General features: G+C 38.6%; 26 protein-coding genes. 22 read left to right on the top strand and 4 right to left on the bottom strand.

The window, feature by feature from the left end:
- Window positions 1–43 precede the first annotated feature (43 nt).
- The 9 genes from opp3b (at window position 44) to R8923_RS06505 (ending at window position 9,976) form a co-directional block, all read left to right on the top strand.
- Complete coding sequence (gene opp3b, locus R8923_RS06545; RefSeq protein WP_485871951.1) at window positions 44–973, top strand: oligopeptide ABC transporter permease; 930 nt, start codon at window positions 44–46, stop codon at window positions 971–973.
- The gene (opp3C, locus tag R8923_RS06540; RefSeq protein WP_485871980.1) at window positions 970–2,004 is read left to right on the top strand and encodes an oligopeptide ABC transporter permease; all 1,035 of its coding nucleotides are present in this window, start codon (window positions 970–972) and stop codon (window positions 2,002–2,004) included. The genes opp3b and opp3C overlap by 4 nt, the downstream gene beginning before the upstream one ends.
- A gap of 17 nt (window positions 2,005–2,021) precedes the next feature.
- Window positions 2,022–3,101, top strand: a complete 1,080-nt coding sequence (locus R8923_RS06535; protein WP_485871950.1) for an ABC transporter ATP-binding protein — start codon at window positions 2,022–2,024, stop codon at window positions 3,099–3,101.
- Complete coding sequence (locus R8923_RS06530) at window positions 3,094–4,050, top strand: ABC transporter ATP-binding protein (protein WP_485871949.1); 957 nt, start codon at window positions 3,094–3,096, stop codon at window positions 4,048–4,050. Before R8923_RS06535 ends, R8923_RS06530 begins: the two co-directional genes overlap by 8 nt.
- Before the next feature lie 335 nt (window positions 4,051–4,385).
- Window positions 4,386–4,781: a transcriptional regulator SpxA gene (gene spxA / locus R8923_RS06525; protein ID WP_485871948.1), complete on the top strand. Its 396-nt coding sequence runs from the start codon at window positions 4,386–4,388 to the stop codon at window positions 4,779–4,781.
- A gap of 190 nt (window positions 4,782–4,971) precedes the next feature.
- Window positions 4,972–5,628: an adaptor protein MecA gene (gene mecA / locus R8923_RS06520; RefSeq protein WP_485871947.1), complete on the top strand. Its 657-nt coding sequence runs from the start codon at window positions 4,972–4,974 to the stop codon at window positions 5,626–5,628.
- A gap of 118 nt (window positions 5,629–5,746) precedes the next feature.
- A complete protein-coding gene (locus tag R8923_RS06515) occupies window positions 5,747–6,850 on the top strand; it encodes a competence protein CoiA family protein (RefSeq protein WP_485871946.1) in 1,104 nt (367 codons plus the stop codon).
- 77 nt (window positions 6,851–6,927) lie between these two features.
- Window positions 6,928–8,742 (top strand): oligoendopeptidase F, encoded by a 1,815-nt coding sequence (gene pepF, locus R8923_RS06510; RefSeq protein ID WP_485871945.1) that lies wholly within the window; start codon window positions 6,928–6,930, stop codon window positions 8,740–8,742.
- A gap of 445 nt (window positions 8,743–9,187) precedes the next feature.
- On the top strand, window positions 9,188–9,976 hold the full coding sequence (locus R8923_RS06505) for a Cof-type HAD-IIB family hydrolase (protein WP_485871944.1): 789 nt from the start codon (window positions 9,188–9,190) through the stop codon (window positions 9,974–9,976).
- On the opposite strand, the gene R8923_RS06500 is transcribed toward R8923_RS06505, so the two are convergent.
- Window positions 9,973–10,272 (bottom strand): MGMT family protein, encoded by a 300-nt coding sequence (locus tag R8923_RS06500; protein ID WP_485871943.1) that lies wholly within the window; start codon window positions 10,270–10,272, stop codon window positions 9,973–9,975. The genes R8923_RS06505 and R8923_RS06500 overlap by 4 nt on opposite strands.
- An 87-nt stretch (window positions 10,273–10,359) precedes the next feature.
- On the opposite strand from R8923_RS06500, the gene R8923_RS06495 reads away from it, so the two are divergent.
- On the top strand, window positions 10,360–11,394 hold the full coding sequence (locus R8923_RS06495; RefSeq protein ID WP_485871942.1) for a nucleoid-associated protein: 1,035 nt from the start codon (window positions 10,360–10,362) through the stop codon (window positions 11,392–11,394).
- A gap of 92 nt (window positions 11,395–11,486) precedes the next feature.
- On the opposite strand, the gene gloA is transcribed toward R8923_RS06495, so the two are convergent.
- Window positions 11,487–11,867, bottom strand: a complete 381-nt coding sequence (gene gloA, locus R8923_RS06490) for a lactoylglutathione lyase (protein WP_485871941.1) — start codon at window positions 11,865–11,867, stop codon at window positions 11,487–11,489.
- A 134-nt stretch (window positions 11,868–12,001) separates the two neighbouring features.
- On the opposite strand from gloA, the gene R8923_RS06485 reads away from it, so the two are divergent.
- The 12 genes from R8923_RS06485 (at window position 12,002) to R8923_RS06430 (ending at window position 22,170) form a co-directional block, all read left to right on the top strand.
- Window positions 12,002–12,628 (top strand): MBL fold metallo-hydrolase, encoded by a 627-nt coding sequence (locus R8923_RS06485; RefSeq protein WP_485871940.1) that lies wholly within the window; start codon window positions 12,002–12,004, stop codon window positions 12,626–12,628.
- A gap of 12 nt (window positions 12,629–12,640) precedes the next feature.
- Entirely contained in the window at window positions 12,641–12,892 is a 252-nt protein-coding gene (locus tag R8923_RS06480; protein WP_485871939.1) for a (4Fe-4S)-binding protein, read from the top strand.
- A gap of 12 nt (window positions 12,893–12,904) precedes the next feature.
- Window positions 12,905–13,186 carry a GNAT family N-acetyltransferase gene (locus R8923_RS06475; protein WP_485871938.1) on the top strand — a complete coding sequence of 94 codons (282 nt, stop codon included), beginning with the start codon at window positions 12,905–12,907 and terminating at the stop codon, window positions 13,184–13,186.
- On the top strand, window positions 13,183–14,319 hold the full coding sequence (locus R8923_RS06470; RefSeq protein ID WP_485871937.1) for a low temperature requirement protein A: 1,137 nt from the start codon (window positions 13,183–13,185) through the stop codon (window positions 14,317–14,319). The genes R8923_RS06475 and R8923_RS06470 overlap by 4 nt, the downstream gene beginning before the upstream one ends.
- 208 nt (window positions 14,320–14,527) lie before the next feature.
- Complete coding sequence (locus R8923_RS06465) at window positions 14,528–15,895, top strand: Nramp family divalent metal transporter (RefSeq protein ID WP_485871936.1); 1,368 nt, start codon at window positions 14,528–14,530, stop codon at window positions 15,893–15,895.
- A 61-nt stretch (window positions 15,896–15,956) separates the two neighbouring features.
- Window positions 15,957–16,844 (top strand): AraC family transcriptional regulator, encoded by an 888-nt coding sequence (locus R8923_RS06460; protein WP_485871935.1) that lies wholly within the window; start codon window positions 15,957–15,959, stop codon window positions 16,842–16,844.
- A 62-nt stretch (window positions 16,845–16,906) separates the two neighbouring features.
- The gene (locus R8923_RS06455) at window positions 16,907–17,977 is read left to right on the top strand and encodes a Gfo/Idh/MocA family protein (RefSeq protein ID WP_485871934.1); all 1,071 of its coding nucleotides are present in this window, start codon (window positions 16,907–16,909) and stop codon (window positions 17,975–17,977) included.
- A 14-nt stretch (window positions 17,978–17,991) separates the two neighbouring features.
- The gene (locus R8923_RS06450) at window positions 17,992–18,726 is read left to right on the top strand and encodes a sugar phosphate isomerase/epimerase family protein (protein WP_485871933.1); all 735 of its coding nucleotides are present in this window, start codon (window positions 17,992–17,994) and stop codon (window positions 18,724–18,726) included.
- Window positions 18,723–19,445, top strand: a complete 723-nt coding sequence (locus R8923_RS06445) for a ThuA domain-containing protein (protein WP_485871932.1) — start codon at window positions 18,723–18,725, stop codon at window positions 19,443–19,445. The genes R8923_RS06450 and R8923_RS06445 overlap by 4 nt, the downstream gene beginning before the upstream one ends.
- Window positions 19,446–19,451: 6 nt before the next feature.
- A complete protein-coding gene (locus R8923_RS06440) occupies window positions 19,452–20,420 on the top strand; it encodes a sugar phosphate isomerase/epimerase family protein (RefSeq protein ID WP_485871931.1) in 969 nt (322 codons plus the stop codon).
- Complete coding sequence (locus R8923_RS06435) at window positions 20,420–21,478, top strand: Gfo/Idh/MocA family protein (RefSeq protein ID WP_485871930.1); 1,059 nt, start codon at window positions 20,420–20,422, stop codon at window positions 21,476–21,478. The genes R8923_RS06440 and R8923_RS06435 overlap by 1 nt, the downstream gene beginning before the upstream one ends.
- Window positions 21,479–21,558: 80 nt before the next feature.
- Window positions 21,559–22,170, top strand: coding sequence for a DJ-1/PfpI family protein (locus R8923_RS06430; RefSeq protein ID WP_485871929.1), 612 nt, complete (start codon window positions 21,559–21,561; stop codon window positions 22,168–22,170).
- 37 nt (window positions 22,171–22,207) lie between these two features.
- On the opposite strand, the gene R8923_RS06425 is transcribed toward R8923_RS06430, so the two are convergent.
- Both R8923_RS06425 and R8923_RS06420 read right to left on the bottom strand, forming a co-directional pair.
- Complete coding sequence (locus R8923_RS06425; RefSeq protein WP_485871928.1) at window positions 22,208–22,729, bottom strand: GNAT family N-acetyltransferase; 522 nt, start codon at window positions 22,727–22,729, stop codon at window positions 22,208–22,210.
- Window positions 22,730–22,792: 63 nt separating this feature from the next.
- Window positions 22,793–23,209 carry a hypothetical protein gene (locus R8923_RS06420; RefSeq protein WP_485871927.1) on the bottom strand — a complete coding sequence of 139 codons (417 nt, stop codon included), beginning with the start codon at window positions 23,207–23,209 and terminating at the stop codon, window positions 22,793–22,795.
- Window positions 23,210–23,556: the final 347 nt, after the last annotated feature.

The raw sequence follows: 23,556 nt of genomic DNA, 5'->3' as shown, positions 1-23,556 counted from the left end.
AACCTTTCACACATAAAAATAAATTTGGGAGGTGTAGAGATAGATGGCAAAATATACGTTAAAACGCGTTTTCTACATGTTAATAACACTCTTCATTATTGCTTCGGTTACATTCTTCCTAATGAAGCTTTTGCCGGGTACACCATATCGTAATCAGGAAAAATTATCTGATGAACAAATTCATATTATGAATGAAAAATATGGTTTAAATGATCCGGTGCCTGTTCAATATTTCAACTATATGACAGGGTTAGTAAAAGGGGATTTAGGGGTATCTTTCCAACTTGACAATCGTCCAGTATCTGAAATTCTAGGCGCGCTTATCGGTCCTTCTGTCACACTCGCACTAGAAGCAATGGTTTTTGGTCTTTTCTTTGGTATAATTTTAGGAGTTATCGCCGCCATGTATCAGAATAGGTGGCCGGATTATACCAGTACCTTTATTGCGATACTAGGTAAATCGATTCCTTCTTTCGTCTTCGCTACAGTCCTGCAATACTGGATTGGAGCAAAACTGCAATGGTTACCCGTAGCTGGTTGGGGTACTTTTGCTGAATCTATTTTACCAGCATTTGCGCTTGCAATGTTCCCGCTTGCAACAGCGGCTCGTTTTATGAGAACTGAGTTAATTGATGTTTTTGCATCTGACTATATTTTGCTTGCAAAAGCAAAAGGAAACAGTAGACCTGAAATAGCAGTAAAACACGCTATTCGAAATGCACTTATTCCGCTTATAACTGTTATAGGACCATTGTCAGTGTCTCTAATGACAGGTTCACTTGTCATTGAAAATATTTATGGAATTCCTGGAATTGGTAGCCAATTTGTATCATCAATTCAAACGAATGACTACCCTGTTATTATGGGGACAACGCTCCTCTTTGCAGTAATGTTAATCTTGGTTATCCTCGTTGTGGATATTTTATATGGATTAATTGACCCTCGAATTCGTGTGTCTGGAGGTAAGAGATAATGTCAGAAAAAATTGCAAAAGAAATGTTTCAGCCAGTTCAAGTTAAAGATGCAGAAGCTGAAAAAATTTCACGCCCAAGTTTGACTTTCCTTCAAGATTCATGGATAAGAGTAAGAAAAAATAAGGCTGCTCTAATCTCTATTATAGTTCTTGGGGTTATTGTTTTAATGGCGATTTTTGGTCAGTATATGTCAGCCAATTTAGGCCCAAATAATAGTGTTAACTATCAAAAAAACGAGTATGCTAGTTTGCCTCCTAAAGTACCGGGTTTTGAGAATCTACCATTTTGGAATGGAAAGCAAAATATTGGTGGCACGGAAGTAGATGTTTATCAACAAAAAAATGTTAAAGAGGGCACTTACTACTGGCTAGGAAGTGATACTCTAGGGCGTGACCAATTTGCTCGTATTTGGGCTGGGACACGTGTATCGCTTATCATAGCTGTGGTAGCAGCTCTCTGTGATCTAATAATTGGTGTTTCTTACGGTCTTATTTCAGGATTTGTAGGTGGTCGTACGGATAATATAATGCAACGTATTTTAGAAATAATATCAGCCATTCCCAATTTAGTTGTTGTTATTTTAATGTTGCTAGTTCTAGAGCCAGGAATTATATCCATAATTATTGCTATAGCAATAACCAGTTGGATAACGATGGCCAGGGTTGTGAGAGGGCAAGTATTAAAACTAAAAGACCAAGAATTCGTTCTAGCCTCCTTGACACTAGGTGAATCAGTTCCTAAGATTTTAAGTAGGCATCTTTTACCAAATGTAGCCGGTGTTATTATCATTAATGTTATGTTCAGTATTCCAAGTGCGATATTCTTTGAAGCATTCTTAAGTTTTATCGGTTTAGGTTTACCTGCACCAACAGCTTCACTTGGAACGTTAATTAATGATGGCTATAAAACGCTTCAAGTATTGCCGTACATGGTTCTTTATCCATCAATCGTATTATGTATCATTATGATAGCATTTAACTTAATAGCTGACGGACTTCGCGATGCGTTCGATCCGAAAATGCGGGACTAAAGGAGAGGTGAGGAAAAATGGAAAAACTATTAGAAGTTAAAGATTTACACATTTCCTTCCACACTTATGCCGGCGAAGTCCAAGCCATTCGTGGAGTGAATTTTGATCTTCATAAAGGTGAAACTCTTGCTATCGTGGGAGAGTCAGGTTCTGGTAAATCAGTTACGACAAAAGCAGTTATGAGATTGCTACCTGAAAGCAACTCTAGCATAAAATCTGGTCAAATTTTATTTGATGGAAAAGACTTGGCAACAGCATCTGAAAAGCAAATGCAAAAAATTCGTGGTAAAGATATTTCGATGATTTTCCAAGATCCGATGACATCACTTAATCCAACAATGCCAATTTGGAAACAAATTGCTGAACCACTTATTAAGCATCAGAAAATTAGCAAGGCGGAAGCGCGCAAAACGGCACTTCGCTTGCTTCAACTGGTGGGGATTCCAAATGCTGAGGAACGTATTAAACAGTACCCGCATCAATTTTCCGGAGGGATGCGCCAACGTGTTGTTATTGCTATTTCACTCGCATGTAACCCGCAAATTTTAATCGCGGATGAGCCAACGACAGCACTAGATGTAACAATCCAAGCCCAAATTTTAGACCTGATGAAAGATCTTCAGCAAAAAATTGATACATCGATTATTTTTATTACGCATGATCTTGGTGTAGTAGCGAACGTGGCTGATAGGGTCGCCGTTATGTATGCAGGAAAAATTGTTGAGATTGGGACGGTAGATGAAATTTTCTATAATCCGCAACACCCATATACATGGGGACTGATTAGCTCAATGCCAACGCTTGATACGGATGATGAAGAATTATATGTTATTCCAGGGACCCCTCCTGATTTATTAAAACCGCCAAAAGGTGATGCGTTCGCTGCGCGTAACCAATATGCGATGGCGATAGATTTAGAGGAGCAACCGCCGATGTTTAAAGTATCTGATACGCACTATGCTGCAACTTGGTTACTTCATCCTGATGCGCCTGAAGTGACGCCTCCAGATGCTGTATTGAGACGTCAAGAACAATTTGCGAAGGAACATCCTGGTATGCAAGCTGTTCATGCGAAGGGGGTCGAACAAGGTGAGTGAACGTGAAAAACTACTTGAAATCCATAATTTAAAACAATATTTTAACGAAGGCAAAGCGAATGAAGTTCGTGCTGTGGACGATATTTCTTTTGATATTTATAAAGGCGAAACACTTGGCCTTGTAGGTGAATCGGGCTGTGGGAAATCAACCACTGGTCGTACCATTATTCGTTTATATGACGCAACAGATGGCGAAGTTTTATACAATGGCAATAATGTGCATGCGAAAAAGTCTCGTAAAGAGATGCATGAATTTCGCCGTAAAATGCAAATGATTTTCCAAGATCCCTATGCATCTTTAAACCCACGTATGAAAGTGCGAGATATTATTGCTGAAGGAATCAATATCCATGGACTTGCGAAATCTAAAGAAGATGCAGATGAGCAAGTTTATAAGTTACTTGAAACGGTTGGTTTAAGTAAGGAACATGCTGGTCGGTACCCACATGAATTCTCGGGCGGACAAAGACAACGGATTGGAATTGCTCGTGCACTTGCTGTTCAACCTGAATTTATTATTGCCGATGAACCGATTTCGGCACTTGACGTTTCTATCCAAGCACAGGTAGTAAATCTGTTGAAGGAATTGCAAAAAGAGAAAGGTTTAACGTATCTTTTTATTGCACATGACCTTTCCATGGTAAAATATATTAGTGACCGAATTGGCGTTATGTATTTTGGTAAGTTAGTTGAATTAGCACCAGCTAATGAACTATATCGTGCTCCGCTACATCCTTATACGGAATCACTCTTATCAGCTATTCCACTTCCAGATCCGAATTATGAACGTACTCGTGTGCGTAAAGCATATGATCCGGCAGTGCATGATTATAAAGATGGTGAAGAATTGAAAATGCGTGAAGTTGCTGAAGGACATTTTGTTTATTGCTCTTTGGCGGAGCTTGAAATGTATAAAGAAAAGCATGCAAGTTTGAAAACGACAGTATAATAAGCAGAAGAGTTTTAGCGTGTTGCTAGAACTCTTTTGTTTTATGAGAAATATTGATAGTGAATTCTCATGGAATTTTAATAAATCTTGTGAAATTTTCATGTAATTCTAGTTTAAACCAAGTATAGTAGGGGTACATACTAAGAGCGACTTACTAAAAACATTTCTACATATTTGTTATAATTTTTTCGAAAATAGTATATAGAATTTCACAAGTTTAGTGTATAATGGAAATATAAGTTCTTATACTTGCTATTTTCAATATAGAGAAATGAATTAGCGATTCGTTTGTGAATGAAACAAAATTAAAACCGATTAAGGAGTGTGAATGTCTAATGGTAACGTTATACACTTCACCTAGTTGCACATCTTGCCGTAAAGCACGTGCATGGTTAGAAGAACATGAAATCCCTTATAAAGAAAGAAATATTTTTTCTGAACCACTAAGTTTAGATGAAATAAAAGAAATCCTCCGTATGACGGAAGATGGAACAGATGAAATTATTTCAACACGTTCTAAAACATTCCAAAAACTAAACGTTGACTTAGACAGCTTACCTCTTCAAGAGTTGTATGAGTTGATTCAAAAAAATCCGGGTCTTCTTAGACGTCCGATTATCATTGATGAAAAGCGTTTACAAGTTGGTTACAATGAAGATGAAATCCGTCGTTTTTTACCAAGAAAAGTAAGAACTTACCAACTTCGAGAAGCGCAAAAAATGGTTAATTAAACTAATTATACTAGAGTTGTTGGATGATTTATTGTTCAGCAACTTTTTTTCTTGCTTATTTTTGGATTTTCGGCTAATATTATATGACTACCAGTAAATAATGGTGGTATAAAATGCTATTTTGAGCTAAAATATAATTAAAGTAATACCCTTCATTGTCAATGACTAAATTGGAAGGGAGAGTGTGACGATGGAAATTGAACGAATTAATGAAGATACAATCAAGTTTTATATTTCTTATCTTGATTTAGAAGAGCGTGGTTTTAATCAGGAAGATGTCTGGTATGACCGTGAGAAAAGTGAAGAACTTTTCTGGGAAATGATGGACGAGCTGAAATATGAAGAAGAGTTCTCTCCGGAAGGTCCGCTCTGGATTCAAGTACAAGCGCTAAAGCATGGCTTAGAAGTATTTGTTACAAAAGCTAGTATTACTGGTAAAGGTGAAGGTAATTTGAACCTTAGTGTAACGCAAGGTGATGAATTAGCGGAAGAACGAATTGAAAAAATGCTGGAGGAAAATTTTAATCCAGTTAAAAAGGATAATTCAAATACTGAAGATGCATTAGAGTTTATTTTAGAATTTAATGATTTTGAAGATTTGATTACAATGAGCCGAGCAACTGGGCTTGAACATGTAACGACAAAATTATTTTCATATGAGGATAACTATTATTTGTATGTTGAGTTTCCTGAAGCAGAAATTAATGAAAAAAACATTGACAATGTTGTGAGTATTTTACTTGAATATGGTTTAGAATCAAGCCTAACAGGTTATATTCTTGAGGAATATGGCAATTTGGTTTTAGATACACCTGCTCTAGAACAAATTAAGAAACACTTTAGTTAAAAATACTAAGAGACTTATTTCCGCCGTGTGCGGGTAAGTCTTTTTTTTACGAAAATTTTTGGCTAAAGAAGGAATTTAAGGCTTTACGGCGAATTTAAAATATAAAAGAGGTGCAACTATGTTTACTGCTCAAACTGAAACTGGTGAAGTTGTGACGGTTACAAAGATCAATCGTGATTTTTTGAAGAAGAGTTCTGCAAGTTATGTATGTTGTTGTTGTCAGGAAGAAGTTATTTTAAAAAATGGTGATATTAAAGTCCCGCACTTTGCTCATAAAAAAAGTGGGAGATGTAAAGCAGCTTCTGAGGGTGAATCCACTAAGCATCTAATGGCTAAAGAGCTTCTATTAGGCTGGCTAACCGCTCAAGCTTTTCGAGTAAATTTAGAACATTATTTTCCAGAAATCAAGCGCCAAGCAGATTTGTTTATTGAAGGGAATATTGTGCTTGAATACCAATGTTCTACAATCCCAATTAAAGAAATGATAGAACGTACAGAGAACTACTTATCTCTTGGATTAAAGCCCTACTGGATATTAGGACAGGAATTAATTATTCGCGGAGGTAAATATGTATTTTCTGCTTTCCAATTAGCTTTTTTACTAAAAGATAAAAATTTAGGTTACTATCTATTTTGTTTTCATCCAGAGAAAAATTATTTTGAATTAATTTATCATATTCATCATTATATAGGGAAATATTTTTTTGCCTCCTCGATGAAATTACCGCTTTCTATTCCCTTAGAAGAGATGCAAGCTAAAATAGCGCAAATTAGATTTAAAAGTTTATATATTAAACGCAACCGTAAAATGGAACGGGAACATTTGAGTTATTTCTACGCAAAATATAAAAGTAAAAGTATATTTTTAAAACAGCTGTATCAGTCGGGCTATGCGATTTTGAATCTTCCAAAAGAAATTGGGGTTCAATTGTCACGACAGTTTCTAACCCATACACCAGCAATAGAATGGCAGTTTTTGCTATGGGAAAATTTCTTTAAATTACTTGAAGAGGGGGATACCTTCAGTAAAGATCATATTATTCAATATTTTAGGAAGTATGTTGTCGGAATCCAAATGATTTTTTTGTCGCTTAGTGAATGTCATTTGCTACTTGAGGAATACTTGCTTTTCTTAGAAGAAGAAGGTGTTTTGGTTGAATATATTTCTGGGCGTTTTCGAATAAAACGACAAATTCTTTATATGGAAAAACAGTTTAGCTAAAGAGTAGCAATTTTTTTGCAATTTAGGTTTTCTTAGCTCATAATAAAAAGAAATATGACTTTGGGGGTTATAGATTTATGGCGGAAAATAAAATCAAAACGATTCCTGCAAGAAATGAAGTGCCTGAACAGCTAACATGGGATTTAACGACTATTTTTGAAAGTGATGATGCATGGGAAAAAGCATTTAAAGAGGTACAACAATTAAGCGAAAAGAGTGCTACTTATAAAGGGACTCTTGGCAAAAGTGCTAATCAGTTACTTAATGCTTTACAATTTAGAGATGATGTATTAAATAAATTAGAAAATGTATATGTATACGCACATTTGAAGTTAGACCAAGATACAGCAGATGCGAAATATCAAGGCTTAAATAGTCGTGCTGGAAGTTTGATTACACAAGTTATTTCAGGGCTATCCTATTTTGATCCAGAAATTTTGGCAATCAATGAAGATGTGCTAGCTGCTTATTTAGAAGAAAATGATGACTTGAAACTTTATAAACATTTGTTAGATGATTTAAATCTAAGTCGTCCTTATATTTTATCGGAGAAAGAGGAAACCATTTTAGCAAGTGCGGGTGAAGTGTTAGGAAGTCCGTCTAGAACATTTAATACTTTAAATAATGCTGATTTGAAGTTTCCGGCAATTGAGGGCGAGGATGGGAATAAAATTGAAATTACTCATGGTCAATACGGGAAGCTTTTAGAAAGTGGAAATCGTCGAGTTCGTAAAGATGCATTTTTGGGAATGTACTCGGTATATGAAGGCTTGAAGAATACACTTGCAATGACGCTTAGCGGTCAAGTGAAGAAGTCTAATTTTTATGCGAAAACAAGAGGGTACAAATCGGCAAGAGAAGCTGCGTTGTCAACAAATCATATTCCAGAATCGGTGTATGATTCACTTGTTGAAACGGTTAACGAGCATTTGCCTTTATTGCACCGCTATGTTGCTCTTCGAAGAGAACTTTTAGGCTTAGATGAATTGCATATGTATGACATGTATACGCCCTTATCAAATGATGTGAATCTTGAGTTCACCTATGAAAATGCTAAAGATATTGTTTTAAATGGCCTACGTCCTTTAGGTGAGGAATATCAAGAGATTTTAAAAGAAGCCTTTGATAAACGTTGGATTGACGTTGTGGAAAATAAAGGAAAACGCAGTGGCGCGTATTCGTCAGGTGCATATAGTACAAGTCCGTATATATTAATGAATTGGCAAGATACAATTGATAATGTATTTACGCTTGCGCATGAATTAGGGCATAGTGTGCATAGTTATTATACGCGGAAAAATCAACCGTATGTATACGGGGATTATTCTATTTTCTTAGCGGAAGTGGCATCAACAACAAATGAAAATCTATTAACAGATTATTTATTGAAGCAGTATGAGGATAAAAAAGTTCGAGCATATTTGTTAAATCATTACTTAGATGGCTTTAAGGGCACGGTTTTCCGTCAAACACAATTTGCTGAGTTTGAACACTTGATTCATCAGGCGGATCAAGAGGGTGAGGCTCTTACAGCAGAATATTTAACGGAAAACTATTTTAGAATTAATCAAAACTATTACGGGACGGATGATATGAAGTATGATGATGAGATTGGGTATGAATGGTCTAGAATTCCTCATTTTTATATGAATTATTATGTATTCCAATATGCAACTGGTTTTTCAGCTGCTTCTGCATTAAGTGCAAAAGTTTTAAATGAAGGTGAAAAGGCAGTTCAAGATTATGTGCAATTTTTAAAGGCTGGGAGCTCAGATTTCCCAATTGAAGTATTAAAGCGCGCTGGTGTGGATATGACGACATCAAAACCTGTTGAAGATGCACTCAAAGTTTTTGAAGATAAGCTAAATGAATTAGAGTCGTTAACAAAATAAATTTGTGAAATATTGGCTGTATGAAAAAAAGTTTTAAAAAACTTGTAAAAAGAAGCTTTGCTATTTGAGAAGGCTTCTTTTTGTTATAGTTTTTGAGCGCTAGATGAAAACAGTTAGGTGTAATATTAAGAGCAAGTTATGGAGGTGTTACATTGTTTAGTAGTATCCTGTTTAAATAATATTTTTTATACTAATAATTAGGTGGGAATGAATTTAAAATAAAAAGTTTGTGAAGTATTGAATTAAACGGGGAAGTATGTTATATTTATACAGTGAAATATATCACAAACAAATACCCCCTTTATTTGATTGTGTGAATTTCTCCTTTTGATTGCGCTGAAAGGAGCCGTGGACTATAGTCCACGGCTTTTTTCGTTTTTTAGAAAAAAGTTGACATGAAATGCATTTCATTTGATATAGTGGAGATAGGGAAAGGTGTGTTGAAATGATTAAATTAGTGGCAGTAGATATGGATGGGACTTTTTTAGATGATAAGAAGAACTATGATAGAACTAGGTTTTTGGATATTTACGGGCGTATGAAGCGCGTGGGAGCGGAATTTGTTGTTGCAAGTGGCAACCAGTATATCCAATTGGCTACATTTTTTGAAGAGATTAAAGATGAGATTACGTTTGTTTCGGATAATGGGGCTTATGTGCGAAAGGGTAGCGAGGATATTTTTGCTGGTGTTTTTGATAAGGCGGCATTTGCTGAAATTACAGCAGTTTTGCGTGAAAAAACGGATTTTGAGACTATTATTTGTGGAAAAAAAGGCGCGTATGTACTTGATACAGTGTCAGAAGAATTTTGTGATTTTGTAAAATTTTATTGTCCTGTTTTAATAAAAGTGGCAGACTTTTCGGAAGTTGATGATATGGTGTTTAAATTTGCGCTTTCTTGTAAGGAGGAGGAAACATATCGGCTCCTAGATGAATTAAGTGGGTCAATTAGTCATTTGGCGACGCCTGTTAGTAGTGGGCATGGTTCTATTGATCTTATTCAGCCGGGTAACCATAAGGGGCATGCGATTCAGATTTTGATGGAGAAATGGGGCATTTCTGAAGAAGAAGTCATGACTTTTGGGGATGGCGGTAATGATTTGGAAATGCTAAAGTTAGCAAAATTTAGCTTTGCTATGGAAAATGCGCCAGATTATGTGAAAAAAGCTGCTCATTTTGAGGCAAAATCAAATAATGATTCGGGTGTGCTTGCCGAGCTTGATAAGCACTTCTAGCCTTGCCAGAAGCACTGTTTTAAATTGACACAGCCGTTTTTCTTAAATGGAACGTGTTCTTGCTGTAGTAATGTTGTTTGTTCGGGCCAACCAGGGACGGTGCGCCCAGAGGCATTTACAACTCGGTGGCACGGCATATTAAGTGTGCGATCTGTATGTTTTAGTACGCTACCAACTAGACGAGCGTTTTTCGGGCGTTCAATCATATAGGCAATTTGACCATACGTTGTGACTTTTCCTTCTGGGATTTGCTTTATGATGGAATAAACGCTATCGATAAAAGCTTGGGTAACCATGCGAAAAAACTCCTTTTTAGTTTAGTATAGCAAATTTTTGGAATGTCAGGTATGCTGATAATTGGAAAGATTGGAGTGAAGAAGTAAATGGTGGATTTTACATATGCAAAAGTGAAGCAGCTTGTCGTTCATTTTGTGGGGAATAAAGCGCAGGAGGAAGGCTATGAGGTGTCAAAAAATTGCTTAACAGATATTTCCGAGGACTTAAACCGGACACTTGTTTCGATTTTTTGTGATGGTTTTCAAAGCGATGATTTTTTTCATTTTACACATGAAACAAGCTTGGATTTTAATGAGGTATATACATATTCGAATAATATTTTTGCGGATAATACGCATTTTTTAGAAGATACGGAGCAAATTTTAAAGCATTTATATAGTGAATCGACTCATCCTAACATTAAAAGTGGGGATGTTTGGATTTTTGAGTTGGAAGGCTGCGTTGTAGATGGAAATATTACAAATGCAATTGGCATTTTTAAAGTGGAAAATAAAGAAGTATATGTAAAAAATGATTTCAGCGGAGAAAAATTCACGATTAGTTATGATTCTGGGGTTACGGGGACTGATTTAGATAAGGGTTGTTTTATTTTTAATGATATGGTTGAAGATGGCAGCAAGGTTTTAGTACTCAGTCGGCTATCAAAAAATGACTCAATATACTGGAAGGACCGCTTTTTAGCGATTGAAAAAACGGCGGATGAGAAATTTTATACGGAGAGCTTTGTCAATATTTGTACGGACTACATTAAGCAAAAAGAGGAGTCGCTCATGGAGAAGGCAAGTTTTGTGAAGGCAACGAGTGAATATATACAGTCTGCTGAGATGCTTGATGTGGATAAATTTGTTGAGAAAACGATTGAAAGCCCTGTCCAACAGGCTGAATTTAAGACGGTTGTGGAGAATTTTGAGCAGGAAAATAATTTTCGTTTGCCGAAGGAATTTCAGGTAGATGAGGAAAAAGCGGAGAAGCTTTCTAAAAAAGTGAGAAAAACACTTAAACTAGGGCGGAATATTACACTTACGGTTAAGGATTTGGAAAACTTGAATGAAGATGATTTTGTGCAAGGATACGACAAAGAGCGCGGACGGAAATATATGATTGTTTATTTCGATGAGTGAAGAGGAATTTACTTGGGACTAGGTTGTATTGTAGTTACGGAATTTAAAAAAGGGCCAAAAATGAGTTTTGCTCATTTTTGGCCCTTTTATGTTTAACGATTTTGAATAACTTCTGTTTTGTAACCATCTGGGTCGGTGATGAAGTAGTAGGTTGGATCGCTCCCTGGAAGACCTTTTAAGTCTGTAACGTTGTAGCCCGCTTCGACGTGTTTTTGGTGAGAGGCTTTCAAGTCGTCTACACCAACAGCTAGGTGGCCATAGCCGTCGCCAATATTATAAGGCTCCTTTTTATCATAATTATAAGTGAGTTCAAGTTCAAAACCGCCCTCCGTAAAAGCGAGGTATACGAGTGTGAATTCATGTTCTGGAAAGTCTTTACGACGGGTTTCTTTTAAAGCAAAAGCATTTGTATAAAAATCAAGGGATTTGTCTAAATGTTGGACGCGGATGCATGTATGTAGCATGTTTGTCATTTTATTTCCTCCTCTATTGGTTCTTGTTTTATTTTAGTATAGCAGCTTACAAATTTCAATTGCGAGGACTCGCGTTGTTTTGATTCCTGCGTTATAATGAAGCTAGAAATTATGATGAAGGTGTGGGTGTTTGCATGCTAAAAGTAGAGCATATTGTAACAGGACCAGTGGAGGAAAATACGTACGTTGTTCATGACGGGAAAACACTTCTTGTGATTGATCCAGGGAGTGAGCCGGAGAGAATCATTCAGATGATTGAAAAGACGGGTGCAAATCCGGTGGCGATTTTGCTGACGCATACGCACTATGACCATATCGGTGCGTTAGACGCTGTTCGCGACCATTACGGGCTTCCTGTATATGTGAGTCCGCTTGAGCAGGAATGGCTCGGAAATCCAGAACATAATGGTTCGATTATGCTAAAAGATTACGGACTTTCTTTGATTAAAGCGCGTCCCGCGGAATTTGAACTGGAGATGCGCGAGTATGATTTTTCTGGTATCAAATTTAAAGTCGTTCCGACGCCAGGACATTCGATTGGGAGTGTGAGTTTTATTTTTGATAATTTTGCCGTAGTTGGTGACGCTCTCTTTAAAGGCAGTATTGGGCGGACAGATTTTTATACGGGTGACACGGAGACGCTTCTTAGTAGCATTCAAAATGAGCTATTTACTTTGCCGGATGAAACAGTTATTTACCCGGGGCACCGTGAGTCTTCTACTATAGGTTTTGAAAAAGCGACAAATCCATATTTTAATTAGGAGGAATGTTTGGTGAGTGAGCAGGAGTTACTTGAAAAAGGTTATCGCAAATATAGTGGGGAAAAAGTAGATGTTTTTTTTAACACGTCAATTTGTGCGCACTCTGGAAATTGTGTGCGCGGCAATGGTGAGCTATTTAATTTAGATAGGAAACCGTGGATTTTACCAGATAATGTGGCGCCTGAGGAGGCTATTCGTGTTATTGATACGTGTCCAAGCGGGGCGCTAAAGTACATTGTTCATACGACTGAAAATGAAAAGTAGGAGAGATGTGTGATGGAATTTAAAAATGGTGAAAATCGAATTTACGCGCTTAGTGATAACGGAGAAGAAGTAGGCGAAATTACTTTTACGGATGCAGGTGAAACGATGTTTATCATTGACCATACTGGTGTGGATGATAAAATGCGTGGTCAAGGAATCGCTAGTCAATTAGTGGCGCTTGCTGTTGAAAAAGCGAGACGGGAGAACAAAAAAGTGATTCCACTTTGTCCGTTTGCAAAAGCAGAGTTTGCACGCAAGAAGGAGTATCAAGAAGTGGAAGCGAACCGTAAATGAATGTTTTAGACTTGAAAAAAGAGCGAAAAGTTTCCTGGCTTGAGCTCTTTTTCGATTTAGTCTTCGTCACTGCGGTATCGAGTACGACGCATTTATTGCTAGAAATTGATGAGCATCCAGGGAAAGTGGCTGTTTACTTTGGTGAATATTTGCTGATGGTAACCCCGATGTTTTGGGCGTGGATTGGTCAGACGATGTTTTTCAATCGCTACGGGGAAAAGGTGAAAAAACCAGAAATATTTATGCTTGGTCAAATGTTTTTCCTAATTTTAATGACGGCGAGCTTCGATTTGAATTTTAACAATACGTTCTACACATTTATCATTGGGTATGCGGGAATTCGGCTGATTACAGTCTTGCAATATTTTATTGTGAGAAAAAGGCTTTTGGCGGATGCTAGGCACGTTTCTAAGTTACTTGGAACAGTTTTTCTAGTAGGTATACTGATTTCGTTAAGCTCGGTGTTTTTCGCTAGTCCAATTCGTTATTTTATTATGTATGTTGGGATTTCATTTGATATCATTATGCCGATTTTGCTTACTCGCCGCCTAAAAAAGGTACCAGTAGATTTCCCGCATTTGGCGGAGCGCTTTGGTTTGTTTGTCATTATTACTTTTGGGGAAAGTATCGTTGCAATTACAAGCCTTTTAGTTGGACGCACGGAAGACTTATATACGTTACTTTATACAATACTCAGTTTCGGTCTGATTGCCACACTTTTTGTGTCTTACTTTCATAGTTTTGAGCATGCTTTGGACCACGGGAAAGAAACAAATGGGCAAGTGTTGTTGTACGGACATTATTTTATTATTGTGGCTATCATGATTCTTGCCGCAAATATTCATTTGCTTTTTGCCGGACATCTTGAAAAGAATATTTTACTGCTGTTTAGTTATGGTGCGGTCGCTGTATTTTTTGTTGCGAAACAAATTGTGTTTAGCTATCATCAAAAAGCTGAAATCGAATTTTCTTTTTGGAAAGACACCTTTTTAGTGCTGCTTCTAGTCGCCGCGTTTTTCATCAACCAATTGACGACTTTACCAGTTGTTGCAAGCTTCGTTTCGCTCTGGCTTATTGCGTTTCTTGATTTGGCGCTGCAATTTAGGAAAACGCGGCAAGTGCGCGCTAAGTGAATTTATGTGAAATCAGATGGGTGACTGTGGTCGCTTGTCTGATTTTTATTATGCATTCTAAAATCAAGAAGCGCTTGGTTCAACCGTAGTTAATGGACTACTAGAAAGGTGAGAATTATTTTTCATAAAACTCAATACTTTCCTATTGACAAAAAAGTTGCCTTGATGCAAAATATATGTATCAGAATGATAGAGAGGAGGCAAACGTATGGAGTCAGAGGAGCTTATTATAAATAAAAAAAAGAAAAAAGATGCTTGGATTCAAAAAGCACATAATGTTAGCCTGGAAGAAGTGCATAGTACGATTCGGGTTCCTAAAAATGCAAGTTTCATGAAAAAATTATTAGCTTTTATGGGCCCAGGGTCACTCGTTGCGGTTGGTTACGTGGATCCAGGGAACTGGGCGACATCAATTGCTGGGGGCGCAAGATTTGGCTATACATTACTTAGTGTTATTTTAATTTCCAACTTAATTGCGATGCTTTTGCAAAGTTTGTCGGCGAAACTTGGAATTGTGACGGGAATGGATCTCGCACAGGCAACTCGGGCTGCTGTTGGGAAAAAAACAGCGGTGGTGTTGTGGATTTTGACGGAGCTTGCTATTATTGCAACGGATATTGCGGAAGTCATTGGCTCAGCCATTGCGCTTAATTTGTTGTTTGGTATTCCGCTTATTTTAGGGGTGGCGATTACAACGCTTGATGTCTTGCTGCTTTTACTTTTACAGAAAAAAGGGTTTCGTATTATTGAATCAATCGTGATTGTTTTAATGACAACGATTCTTTTGATTTTTGGGTTTGAGGTTGTGGTTTCGCATCCAAATGTAGCTGAACTTATGAAAGGCTACATTCCGCAAAAAGAAGTTGCAACAAATCCTGCGATGCTTTTTATTGCCCTTGGGATACTCGGGGCAACGGTAATGCCGCACAATTTGTATTTGCATTCTTCACTTGTGCAGACGAGACGCTACGACCGGACGCTTCGCGGGAAGAAGGAAGCTGTTAAATTTGCGAAGATTGATTCCACTTTTTCCCTAACCGTAGCTTTTGTTATTAACTCAATGATTCTTATTCTTGGTGCCGCAGCATTTCACGGAACGGGGCTGAATGTGACGGAGATTGAGGGGGCTTACGATCTGCTCGGTCCAACGCTTGGGATGGGAATTGCGAGTACGTTATTTGCTGTGGCACTTCTTCTTTCTGGGCAAAATTCGACCATAACGGGTACTTTAAGCGGTCAAATTGTCATGGAGGGTTTTATTCACCTTCGGATGAAACCGTGGCTGAGGCGTGTAATTACGCGTCTTCTTGCGGTCATTCCAGTATTTATTGTGACGCTTTTAGCAGGCGAAAAAGGAACGGGTTCGCTTTTACTTTGGAGCCAGGTGATTCTAAGCTTGCAGCTACCATTTGCGGTTGTTCCGCTCGTTTTGTTTACGAGTAGTAAAAAGAAAATGGGTGAGTTTGCGAATAGTTGGCTAGTAAAAGTGACAGCATGGTGCTTAACGGCTTTAATTGTCATGCTTAATGTTTTCTTATTATGTTATATCGTCTTAACGGGACAAGATTTAGGGTAACACTCTGTCCGTGATTTATAGTAAAATGGAGAAGAAGCCTGAGTGAAAAGGAGCATATCTGATGGGCAATTATCTTGAAATCCCGAATTTGGACAAAAATTTTCCATTTCGTACATTTACAAATGACGGTGAAGTTCTTGTGTATCCTCATTGGCATAAAGAAATTGAAATAATTTATGTGCTTAGCGGTAGCTTGAATCTAGGTGTGAATGATGTGCCAATCCAAATGAATGCAGGAGAAATTCAAATTATTAACGGAGGAGATGTGCACTATTTTCTAGCTTCCCCGAACAGTGAGCGAATCGTGATTCAATTTGATTTAGCTTTTTTTCAGCAAGATAAAAAGACGGATGAACAGGCGGATTTAAGGCGTTTGTTTCAAACATGCGAAAGCTCAAGTAAGTACTGGGCTGACGCCATTCGTTCACAGATGCGTAAACTAATTTTAGACGTTCATGAAGAAGAACAAAGCCAGAAACATGGATTTGAATATGCGACAAAAGCAAAAATGTTAGAGATGCTCGTTTTATTATATCGAGAAGTACCAAAAATTGAGGTTAGTACAGATAATCTATTACGGGATGAAGCTGTTTTAAAGTCGCAAGAAACGTTAGAGATGCTCGATGAAATTTTTTCATACATTGAAAAACGTTACAAGGAGCAGATTACCTTACAGGAAATGGCTGATTTAACAGGTTTTAGCACTTATTATTTTACAAAGTTTTTTAAACGCAATACGGGTATGACATTTGTGACCTTTTTAAATGATTATCGTTTAAATAAAGCAAAATGGATTTTAATGAATGAAGACTATCCGGTTACGGAAGTGGCAGAGATGACGGGCTTTAGCAGTGTGAAAACTTTTCATCATGCTTTTAAACGAGCGATGGGAATTGCACCGCTCAAATTTAGGAAGACAATATACGGGAAGAATCGGACAATAAAGTAGGAAGAATTTCTCTCATTTGTTTTGTATGATTAGGCTATACAAAAACGAATGGGGGATTTTTTATGAAGATTGGAATTATCGGTTGTGGTGGTATCGCGAACGGAAAACATATGCCTAGTTTAGCACAAGTGGAAGGGGTAGAAATGATCGCTTTTTGTGACATTATTCCAGAACGTGCAGAGGCGGCAAAACGTGATTTTGGGACTGAAAATGCAAGCGTATACACAGATTATAAAGAACTTTTGATGGATAAAAGTATTGATGTTATCCATGTTTGTACGCCTAATATTTCTCATGCAGAAATTACAATTGCAGCGCTTCATGCGGATAAGCATGTGATGTGTGAAAAACCAATGGCGAAAACGACTAAGGAAGCACAGGCGATGGTTGATGCGGCTAAAGAAACAGGAAAGAAATTAACAATTGGCTATCAAAATCGTTTCCGTAAAGATTCGCGCTATTTACATACTGTGTGCGGAGACGGGGAACTAGGGGATATTTATTATGCAAAGGCGAAAGCAATTCGTAGACGTGCTGTGCCAACTTGGGGTGTATTTTTAGATGAGGAGGCACAGGGCGGGGGTCCATTAATTGATATTGGCACACATGCGCTAGATTTGACGCTATGGATGATGGATAATTATAAGCCAAAATATGTGGTTGGAAATAGCTACCATAAACTTTCCGGAACGGAGAATGCTGCAAATGCGTGGGGTTCATGGGATCCGGCTAAATTTACTGTGGAAGATTCGGCATTCGGCTTTATTACGATGGAAAATGGTGCAACAATTGTGCTGGAGGCGAGCTGGGCGTTAAACACGTTAGATGTTGGAGAAGCGAAAACTGTACTTTCCGGGACGTTAGGCGGCGCGGACATGGAAGATGGCCTTCGAATTAACGGGGAGGCTCATGGCTTAACGTATGAGAAAAAAATTGATCTTGAAACGGGTGGCGTTGACTTTTATGACGGGACTGGTGAGGATCCTGCTGTGCTTGAAGCGCAAACTTGGATTGAGGCGCTTCGCGAAGGACGTGAACCAGTTGTGAAGCCAGAACAGGCACTTGTTGTGACGCAAATTTTAGAAGGCATTTATGAGTCGGCTAAAACTGGAAAACCAGTATTTTTTAATTAGAAAGTAGGGGTTTTATGAAACAGAAAATCGGACTACAAATGTGGAGTGTGAAGGAAGATGCGGAGCGCGATTTTTTTGAAACGCTTGAAAAAGTTGCAGAAATGGGGTACGACGGCGTTGAATTTGCGGGCTATTACGGTGTGAGTGCGACGGATTTAAAGGCAAAGCTAGCTGAACTAGGGCTCGCGGTAGCGGGTTCACACATTCCGCTCGACCGCTTGCTTGGTGATATTCAAGAAGTGATTGAATATGAAAAAATACTCGGTAATAGGCATATCATCTGTCCGTATGCGGATTTTAAATCGGCGGAAGCATGGGGGGAGCTTGCTGTACAGTTTGAACAAATAGCAAAGCTCGTAACGCAAGAGGGGATGACATTTAGTTACCATAATCATGCGCATGAATTTAGAACAATTAATGACCAATATGTTTTAGACTTTTTGCTTGAAAAAGCGCCACATGTTTCGCTCGAACTGGATACGTACTGGGCGGAATTCGCTGGTGTGTCGGCAGTAGAATACATGGATAAATATAAAACAAGAATGTCACTTGTACATTTAAAAGACCGTTTGGGTGATGAAAGTACTGAAATCGGCAATGGCCATTTAAATATTCAAAGTTTTGTTGATGTGGCATCTAAAAATGGAACTGAATGGCTTATTGTGGAGCAGGAAGCGTTTCAGAAATTTGAACCACTTAGGAGTGTTGAAGCGGGCTTTCATAGCCTAGAAAGGATGGTTGTAAAATGACACAAGTCACAGTTTGGAATGAGTTTCGCCATGAGAAAGAAGACGAGGTTGTAAAAAGCCTTTACCCGGACGGAATTCATGGTCAGATAGCATCATTTTTAAAGGCGGCGGGCTTTGACACGCAGACAGCTACACTTGATGAGCCTGAACACGGTCTTACGGAAGAAGTTTTAAACAAAACCGATTGTTTGATTTGGTGGGGGCACGTGGCGCATGCGGAAGTGTCGGAGGAAATTGTTTCACGTGTGCAAAAACATGTTCTCCGCGGCATGGGGCTTGTCGTGCTTCATTCGGGTCATATGTCGAAAATTTTTATGCGCCTAATGGGTACGAGTTGTGATTTGAAGTGGCGCGAGGCAGATGAGCGTGAGCGGATTTTTGTAGTTGATCCGAGTCATCCAATTGCAGAAGGTATTCCAGAATCATTTGAGCTTGAAAAAGAAGAAATGTACGGCGAACATTTTGATATCCCAGCGCCTGATGAGACAGTTTTCTTGAGTTGGTTTGAAGGTGGAAATGTGTTCCGAAGTGGGATTACGTATAAACGCGGTAATGGACGAATTTTTTACTTCCAACCGGGGCATGAATCCTACCCAACTTATTATCATGAATGGGTGCAAAAGGTGATTGTAAACGGGGTTAAATGGTGTTCGGAAAATCGGAAGACGTATCCAGAGTACGGGAATCAGCAACCATTTTATTCAATTGGGAAGGAGTAATGTGTGATGAAATTAGGAGTTTTTACGCCGCTATTTGCGGACTTGAGTTTAGAAGAGATGCTTGATAAGGCAAAGGAAAGTGGACTTGACGCGGTGGAAATTGGAACGGGAGGGAATCCTGGAAATCACCACTGTCCGACAGATGACCTTTTGGAAAGTGCGGCGGCGCGCGAGGCGTATCTTGCGAAATTTAAAGAGCGTGGGATTCAAATTAGTGCGTTAAGCTGTCACGATAATCCAATTTCGCCGGTAAAAGAGGAGCGTGTGGCGGCGGATTTGATTTTGCGGAAAACAATTAAGCTTGCGGCACTTTTAAATGTGCCAGTTGTCAATACGTTTTCGGGCACTGCAGGGGATTCGGACGAAGCGAAAGCGCCAAACTGGCCTGTCATTCCGTGGCCAACGGTTTATAGTGATATGAAAACGTGGCAGTGGGAAACAAAACTTATCCCGTATTGGAAAGAAATTGGAAAATTGGCGGAGGAACACGGCATCAAAATCGGCATTGAGCTTCACGGCGGCTTCCTTTGTCACACACCTTACACAATTTTGAAATTACGGGAAGAAACAAGTGACGCAATTGGTGTCAACCTTGACCCAAGTCATCTGTGGTGGCAGGGGATTGATCCGGTTGGCGCAATTAAAATTTTAGGCGAAGCCAGTGCGATACATCATTTCCATGCGAAAGACACCTATTTAGACCAAGATAATATTAATATGTACGGTCTCACAGATATGCAACCATACGGGGAAGTGAAAACGCGTGCGTGGACATTCCGTTCAGTGGGGTGTGGTCATAGCTTGTCGGAGTGGTCTGATATGATGAGTGCGCTTCGTACGTACGGCTACGACTATGTTGTGAGCATCGAGCATGAAGATCCACTCATGTCGGTTGATGAAGGTTTCAAGCGTGCGGTAACAAATTTACGTTCGATTTTGATTCGTGATACGCCGCAAGATATGTGGTGGGCGTAATGGAAAAAGTGAATTTAGTTATTGTCGGTTTTGGTGGCATGGGAACCTACCATGTGGAGCTCGCTAAGATGAGTAATCATGTTGTTCCTGTGGGAGCGTTTGATATTGATGGAAAAGTGCATGAAAAGATTCAAGAAAAGGGTCTACGCGTGTATAGAAGCTATCAGGAAGTTTTAGCAGATGATTCGGTCCATGCGGTTTTAATTGCGACACCAAATGATGTGCATAAAAAGCTAGTCATTCGAGCATTAGAGTCTGGTAAGCATGTTTTATGTGAAAAACCAGTTACGTTAAATAGCGAGGAGCTAAAAGAAATTTTAGCGGTGGCAGATAAGACGGGGCGAACGTTTATGGTGCATCAAAATCGGCGCTTTGATCAAGATTTCTTAATCATTAAACGCATGTTGCAAGAAAAAGCAATTGGTGATGTATTTCGAATTGAATCGCGAGTGCAAGGGGCAAATGGTATCCCAGGTGACTGGCGACATTTGAAAGCGCAAGGCGGCGGCATGGTACTTGATTGGGGCGTTCATTTGCTCGACCAGCTACTATTTATGGTTGATTCGCGTATCAAAAGTGTATCTGCAAATCTAAGCTTTATTTTAGGAGATGAAGTGGATGATGGTTTCACAAGTTTAATCACATTTGAAAATGGTGTGATAGCTCATATTGAAGTGGGAACAACAAACTTTATTAAGTTGCCGCGCTGGTATGTTCTCGGCACGAACGGAACGGCGGTCATTCACGACTGGGATATGAGCGGCGAGATGGTTGTTGCAACGGAGAATCTGCATAATTCGGAGCCAACACCGATTCAAGCGGGACAAGGTCTAACTAAAACAATGGCGCCACCATCAGAAGAAGCAACTGAAACAACCGCGCTTCCCGCACCACTCGAAATGGAAACAACGCTATATAACAATTTCGCAGACGTCATTTTGAAAAACGCAGAACCGATTATTAAAAATACAGAAGTTCATCGTGTATTACTTTTAATCGAAGCCATTTTTAAAGCAGCAGAAGAAAATAAAATCATTGAAGGCTTTGATATAGTTTAAAAAAGTTCTATAGTGGAACAATACTAAAAAATAGCTTGATTTCTTACATAGAGGAATCAGGCTTTTTTTTTAGAAAAGGGGTGTTAATCTTGGAAAAAGTACTATTCGTATTGCTAGACGAATTCGCCGACTGGGAAATTGCCTCCCTCGCAGCGGCTATCAATGAAACGCCAGAAAATGGCGAAGAAAAGCGCTATATAGTGGAAACCGTGTCACTTTCGAAAGAGCCAATTAAATCCATTGGTGGAATGACAGTACTCCCTGATTATGCATTAAACGAAGTTCCAACCGATTTTGCAGCACTTATTTTAATTGGTGGGAACTCATGGCGCAAAAAAGAAAGTGAAGATGTGATGGAGCTTGTACATTATGCAATTAAGCGAAATGCCGTCTTAGGAGCAATTTGTGATGCTGCCTACTTTATTGGCTCGCATGGCGTCTTAAATCAAGTACAGCATACGGCAAACTATTTAGAAGAGTTGCAAGATGTTCCTGTCTATACGGGTGAAAAACACTTTGAAGAAAAACAAGCTGTTCGAGATGGTTTAATCGTTACAGCAAATGGTTCTGCCATTTTTGAATTTGGCAAGGAAGTCATGCTCGCGATGGAAGCTTTTCCGAAAGAGGAAATTTTAGAGTGGTATGATTTCTTTAAACTAGGCTATTATGAAGCGAAAAAGAAAAACAAATGACAATGGGCGGATAGTCGCTCATTGTCATTTGTTTTATTTAAATATCTTCTGGATTAATAATGGAAAGGGTCATATGGTCTTCCCATTTTCCATTAATTTTAACGTTTTTTCGTGCAATACCTTCTTTTTCAAAACCAGCTTTTTCTAAAACACGCATGCTTCGAATGTTGTGTGGCATGACGCCAGCTTCAAGGCGGTGCAACTTTAGTTCTGAAAAGGCGATATGGACCACTTTTTTGACCGCTTCCGTCATATACCCGCGACCATTCATTTCCTTATCTAAAAAGTAACCAACCCAAGCACTTTGTAAACTATGGCGTAGTACACCCGTGAGCGCGATAAGGCCGATAATAGTTTGGTTATCTTCAATCACAAAGGAATAAGCTAAATCATTTTCACTATCTGAGATGGCTTTTAAAATGCGGATTTTTTGCCCAGCGAGTGTATAAAAATCTTCGTTTCGTAGTCCAGTATAGCCCTGAAAAAATTCTCGGTTCCTCAGTTCAAGCGCAAGCAAATCTTCTGCATCAGCCACTTCCATTTGCCGTAGATGAATCATAAAATCCCTCCCTAAACATTCAACTGTTTTTAGTATACACGAGATAGGAAGGGACGACGACTTTTAATGCGTTAAAACCATTTCAATATCATGTAAATATTTAATTTGCCCATTTTTTAAATTAAAAGCGAGACGGGAGATAACGCCTAGTACGTCATTGTGCAAACGAATTTTCTCTGTAATAATGATGCGCGTTTGATTGTTCTTCGCGGTTTTATATTCCTCCCAGATGTAGCCACTAAAAAAACGATGCTTAATTTTATAAATGCGATATTTATTCGGCTGTTCATCGATGATAAAAAATTCCAATTTTTGGCCGTTCGGATAAAATTCAGTTATTTTATTTTGAGAAAGTTCAGTTTCTACATGCATAATATCTGTTCGCCAAGAAACGTTACTGCGATTAGCTAATAATTCCCAAACTCTATCAATTGGCGCGGAGACAATGCGTTCAGCTACAGATTTTTCATAGAGCCACATAAAATTCCCTCCCTCTATTCTAATTAGGGTTCTTATACCTTTTTTCAGTTTAGTTAAAACGCATTTGACAGAAATTAAATTATGGTTTATTCTTCTGTTGAACAGGAAGTGTTGAAATTGAGACTAATTGTACCGTTAATAGAAAAATTTTCCTCTGCACAAATGAGTTGGACAAGGCATTGTGTAGAGGCTAATAAATTTGAAATTCCTTGTCGGTAAAAGCCACATTTATGGAAGTTTATTTGTGTTGCACATTTACCGGCAGTAATTAAAATTTCAGTAAAAGGCCAAAGACAATTGCGATTGTCTTTGGCCTTTTGTTTGACTTGAAACAGGAGGCGAACGGA

It is taken from the genome of Listeria tempestatis (assembly GCF_963575625.1).
Lineage (GTDB): Bacteria > Bacillota > Bacilli > Lactobacillales > Listeriaceae > Listeria > Listeria tempestatis.
The sequence above is the reverse complement of the archived record's forward strand: the minus strand, read 5'-3'. Positions and strand labels throughout refer to the sequence as shown.